Annotated in this window: 8 protein-coding genes; all 8 read left to right on the top strand. The window is 64.6% G+C overall.

Features of this window, described 5'->3' with window-relative positions:
• Positions 1-9: 9 nt before the first annotated feature.
• Positions 10-102, top strand: a complete 93-nt coding sequence (locus Q0J74_RS11120; protein WP_363315581.1) for a biotin/lipoyl-binding protein — start codon at positions 10-12, stop codon at positions 100-102.
• A gap of 58 nt (positions 103-160) precedes the next feature.
• Positions 161-1126 carry a D-2-hydroxyacid dehydrogenase gene (locus Q0J74_RS10365; protein WP_297214347.1) on the top strand — a complete coding sequence of 322 codons (966 nt, stop codon included), beginning with the start codon at positions 161-163 and terminating at the stop codon, positions 1124-1126.
• Between the two features lie 85 nt (positions 1127-1211).
• Positions 1212-1556, top strand: a complete 345-nt coding sequence (locus Q0J74_RS10360) for a PadR family transcriptional regulator (RefSeq protein ID WP_297214345.1) — start codon at positions 1212-1214, stop codon at positions 1554-1556.
• A complete protein-coding gene (locus Q0J74_RS10355; protein WP_297214343.1) occupies positions 1556-2440 on the top strand; it encodes a permease prefix domain 1-containing protein in 885 nt (294 codons plus the stop codon). Before Q0J74_RS10360 ends, Q0J74_RS10355 begins: the two co-directional genes overlap by 1 nt.
• A complete protein-coding gene (locus tag Q0J74_RS10350) occupies positions 2433-3065 on the top strand; it encodes a DUF5044 domain-containing protein (protein WP_297214340.1) in 633 nt (210 codons plus the stop codon). The genes Q0J74_RS10355 and Q0J74_RS10350 overlap by 8 nt, the downstream gene beginning before the upstream one ends.
• A 4-nt stretch (positions 3066-3069) precedes the next feature.
• The gene (locus Q0J74_RS10345) at positions 3070-3846 is read left to right on the top strand and encodes a permease prefix domain 1-containing protein (protein WP_297214338.1); all 777 of its coding nucleotides are present in this window, start codon (positions 3070-3072) and stop codon (positions 3844-3846) included.
• Entirely contained in the window at positions 3843-4562 is a 720-nt protein-coding gene (locus Q0J74_RS10340) for a hypothetical protein (protein WP_297214336.1), read from the top strand. Before Q0J74_RS10345 ends, Q0J74_RS10340 begins: the two co-directional genes overlap by 4 nt.
• Positions 4563-4623: 61 nt before the next feature.
• Positions 4624-5000 (top strand): S-layer homology domain-containing protein (locus tag Q0J74_RS10335; protein WP_297214334.1); only part of this gene is annotated, 377 nt, incomplete at its 3' end.

Raw genomic sequence — 5000 nt, 5'->3', positions numbered from 1 at the left:
GAGACCTCCGTGGTGGCCCGGATGAGCGGTACCGTGGACCAGGTGCTCATCAAAGAGGGCGGTGCGGTCAAGGCCGGCGAGCTGCTCCTCACCATGAAATAAATAAAAACAGGGGGCCGGTCTGCCGACCGGTCCCCGTCCTTCTGGAGGTACATCTATTATGGAAACCATTCTCCACCTGCTCCCGCTGACCGACGGACAGAAAGCCGCCTTTCAGGCCGCCGCACCCGATGCAGAGCATCTGTTCCTCCCCACCAACGACCGCCGGGGAGCCACCGACATTCCCGCCGACTGGCGGGAGCGCACCACCATTCTGATGGGCTTTGTCCCCCCCAAGGATCTGAACACTTTCCCCAATCTGAAGTGGGTACAGAGCTGGAATGCCGGGGTGGACCCCTATCTGGTCCCCGGCGTGCTGCGGGATGGGGTGGTCCTCACCTGCGCCGCCGGAGCCTACGGCCCCGCCGTGTCCGAACATATGCTGGCCATGCTGCTGGCCATCTACAAGCACCTGCCCGGCTACCGGGATCTCCAGCGGAACCACACCTGGGGGGACTGGAGCGGCCTGGGACCCGTCCGCTCCCTCCGGGGTGAGACGGTGCTGGTAGGCGGTACCGGGGACATCAGCCGCCACTTTGCCCGGCTGTGCCGGGCGCTGGGGGCCAAAACTGTGTGGGGACTCCACCGCTCGGACAGACCAGTGGAGGACTTTGACCGCACCTTCCCCCTGTCCGAGCTGGACGCCCTGCTCCCCCAGGCCGACGTGGTGGCCCTGGCCCTGCCCCACACCCCTGAGACCGCGGGGCTGATGGACACCCGACGCCTGCTGCTGATGAAGCCAGACGCCGTCCTCCTCAATGCCGGCCGGGGCTCCGCCGTGGACTGTGACGCCCTGGCCCAGGTACTGACCCAGGGCCACCTGCTGGGGGCTGGGTTGGATGTCACCTCGCCGGAGCCTCTTCCCTCCGACCATCCCCTGTGGGACGCTCCCCGGGCCTTTGTCACCCCCCACAGCGCCGGGGGGTACAACCACATGGCCGTCACCCTGGACAACATCGCCGCCCTCTTCCTGGACAACCTGAACCGCTGGGTGGCAGGCCAGCCCCTCCGCAGCCGGATGAAGTAAATCCCTTGTTGACATACCTCGGGTTTCTAGGTATACTACACCTAGAAACCCGAGGTATTATTTTTTACCGAAAGGAGGACTTCTGATGAAAGCGGACAAATCCCTGCTCTCCGGCAGCGCCACCCTGCTGGTGCTCTCCCTTCTGTCCGGGGAAGACAAGTACGGCTATCAGATGATTGCCGAGCTGGAGGAAAAAAGTGACCACACCTTTTCCATGAAGGAGGGTACCCTCTACCCCATTCTCCACACCCTGGAGAAAACCGGAGCGGTGGACGCCTATGAGAAAGAGGCCCCCACCGGCCGCACCCGGAAATACTACCACATCACCAAAAAGGGCCTGAAGCTGCTGGGGGAGAAGAAGGAGGAGTGGACCACCTTCTCCCAGGCGGTGAATGCCGTGCTGGCCGGCTCCGCCCCGGCCCTGGCTTGATGGACGCCCCCAACCGGCCCCGGCTCACCATGGAGCAGTTCTGCCATCAGGTGTGCGCCTGTGTCCGCTTCTGGCCGGATCACGACGCCATTACCGCCGAGCTCACCGCCCATCTGGAGGACCGACGGGACGCCCTGCTGGAGCGGAACCTGGAGCTGTCCCCGGAGCAGGCCGAGGCGGAGGCGGTGGCCGCCATGGGGGACGCGGAGGCTCTGGGCCGTGAACTGGACAAGAGCCATAATCCTCTGCCCGGCTGGTTTCAGATCCTCTTCCGGGTGTCAATACGGACAGTGCTGGTGCTTCTGCTGGTGTTCTGCTTTCTGCCCAGGGTGCCTGACGCCCTTGCCCTCGTTACGGACCCGCCCCTCTATAATGATGACGGCACCGGCATTATCGTGGAACATTACGACCAGACTCAGGTGCTGGCAGATTACCGCCCGGAACACGCAGTCTGCTATCTGGAACACTACACCTTCTCGGCGGAGCGGGTGCTGGTCACCCCACGGGAACACTCTGTAACCGGGGAGCCCGCCCTGCGGGTAAGTGTCCTGCTCAAAGCCGTCCACCTTAATCCCAGCCTGCGGTGTCCCCGGATTTCCGGCTGGCTGTGGGCGGAGGACGATTTGGGCAACCGCTATCCCGGCTGGAATCAGTACGACCCGGCGGAGCTGCTCCACGGCCTGTACCCGGAACAGGCCGCCGCTCCCGACCTCTATACCACCATGGGCGGACCCTCTCTCCAAACGCCTTTCGTGACCTATTACGATGTGTACGTCATCGACGTGGACCCGGAGGCCGTGCAGCTCACCCTCCGTTTTGACCGGTACGGGAAGATCCAGCTCTCCTTCCCCCTGTCCCTGAAAGGAGGCGGAGCAGATGTCTAAAGCCCCCGTCACTCCCACCACCCGCCGCCGGCGGCTGGCGGTTGACCTGCTGCTCTTTCTGGTGCTGCTGGCCCTGCTGGCCTTCCTGTTTTTGTCCGGCAAAAACCCCTGTCTGTCTGAAAGGCATGCTGTGGCATGCACGCAGGCCATCAACCTCTACGGCCCGGGCGAAGTGCTGGCCCGTTCGGAAGACAAGTACCAGATCATTTACCTGCTCCAGGACGGGGACAGCTACGCCCTCTGCCAGCTCGTGCACCCCACCGGCCCGTTCTGGATGCGCGGCACCTTAAGTTCCGTCAGCAGGGACCGCTCCTATCCCATGACCGTCCTGCCCACCCTCAAATATCTGCTGGTCATCGTCAATGATCCAGACATTACCCAGGTGGAAGTGCTCTGTTATGACTACTCCGGTGATGGTTTCCAGACCCTGAGCCTGACGGAGCCCACAGCCGCGGACTGCTACCTGTTCCACTACCCCAGCCAGCAAAGCGCCTATCAATTCAGCTGGGATGGTTTTGGCTTTCTTCTGCGGGGATATGACCAGGCGGGAGAGCTGGTGTTCCAGTCCGCCGTCCCCGACCACTGGACGGAGCAATGGGATCTGACCATACCGGAAGCGAGGTGAACCTATGCCGTCCAGCCGATTTGATACCTTCTGCGGCCAGGTGTGCTCTGTGATTCGCTGGAAGCCCGCCCGCCAGGCCGCCCGGCGGGAGCTGGAAGCCCACCTGGAGGACCACGCCGCCGCCCTGGAGGCCCGGGGCATCCCCGCAGACCTGGCTGCCCAGCGTGCTGTGGAGGCCATGGGCGACCCCTATGAGCTGGGCCATCAGCTGGACCGCTGCCACAGCCCTCTGGTCCCCAAGCTCTCCCGGATCATCGTCCTGCTGGCCCTGACCGTACTGCTCCTCAGCCTCATCATCGGCTACCGGAACGACACCGGCATCTTTGCCCTGACGGGCCTGTTCCCTCAAACTGCCTCCCTGCCCTATGACGGCGACGGTACGGTGGAGATCTCCGGCGCTGCCAGCGGCGGCGGAACGCTGGCGGGCTACACCCTCATCCCCGCCCGGGAGGCCGCTCTGGTGCTGGTATCCTGGGACTATCCCGAGGGGGTGACCAACCAGGAGTACCAGCTCCAGTGTCCGGTGACCATCACCAACCCTCAGCCCTGGCGGGCGCCCATGGCAGCCTATCAGGCCGATGCCTCCTGGACGGATGACACCGGCGCCTCCGGCTACGCCCACTTTTCCACCTACTATGAGGACGCCCTGCTGGGCTCCACCGCCTGGCTGCGCATCGTGGACCCCACCCCCGGCGCCCGGAGGTTCACCGTCACCCTCAGCTCCACCGAGGAGTCCGTCACCATCTACATCACCTTACAGGAGGAGGTACCCCCATCATGAGCCGGTTCCGCTATGTGATCCTCCCCCGCCTGCTGCTGGCCCTCAGCGCGCTGGCTCTGCTGGCTGCCCTGTTCCTGCTGTGGATCACCCTGGGGCGGCCCCTGCCCGCCATTTCCCTGGCCTGCCGCCAGACCGCCTCAGCCAACTGCTTCACCGGCGGAGAACTTCTGGCCTCCGGCCCCATCCGCATGGAGGAGGCCGAGCCGGAGTCCGACGCATGGGCGGTGCTCCACTCCGGAGATAAGTATGCCATGGTGGAGCTCAACCGTACCGCCGGCCTGCTGTGGTCGGTACGGGATTTTCTGGTTGTGGATGCTTCTCAGTTCAGCTCCCAGGATATCTTTTCCCTTCCGACGGTGATTTCGTATTTTTACTATGAGACAGAAACGCCACAGCCCCTTCCCCTCCCGCCCGATCTGCCGGTGCGGGGCTACGAGCAGATCCCTCTGGCCGTCTGTACCACCCCCTCTGTGGTGCGGGTGGAGGGTGAGCTGCTGTGGCTGGGCCGCTGGGAAGACCCCCAGGAGGCCCTGGCGGAACGGGGCGTGTCCATCACCTGGTCGTCCGCGGGCAGCGGCGTGTGGGTGGGTGAGCCTGTGCGGGCCGACCTGCCCGCCAAGCCAGACGGCAACGGCCACAGCGGCACCCTGTCCGTCTGGTGCCGGGGCTATGACGCCGACGGCAATCTGGTCTGCGCCTACGACCCCACGGCGTAGCCCTCCTTCGACAGCATAGTTTTCCAGTTTATGGTATGCTCTTCCAAAAGGAGGATATGCCATGAGACAGTTGATCCCCGCTCTGCTGCTGCTCACCCTGCTGGTGCCTGCCGCCGCCGCGGTGGAGACGCCTATCACCCGGGCGCAGTTCGTCTCCGCCCTGTGGACCTGGGCGGGCGCCCTGCCTGTTCAGGGGAGCCATCCCTTTTCCGACGTCCCGGAAGACGCCCCCTGGACCCCCTCCGTAGCTTGGGCATATGGCCAGGGGCTGATTCAGGGTACCGGCGGCCTGCTCTTCACCCCGGAGCGGCCCATCACCCGGGAGGAGGCGGCCATTCTGCTCCGGCGATACGCCGCCAGTGTGGGCCGGGACACCTCCTTCCCGGACCTGGCCCGATGCAACGACAACGAGGATATCTCCCCCTGGGCGGACGACTC

The organism is uncultured Flavonifractor sp. (assembly GCF_944387675.1).
Taxonomy (GTDB): Bacteria; Bacillota; Clostridia; order Oscillospirales; family Oscillospiraceae; genus Flavonifractor.
Note: the sequence above shows the minus strand (reverse complement) of the source record. Positions and strands in the feature narration are given on the sequence as shown.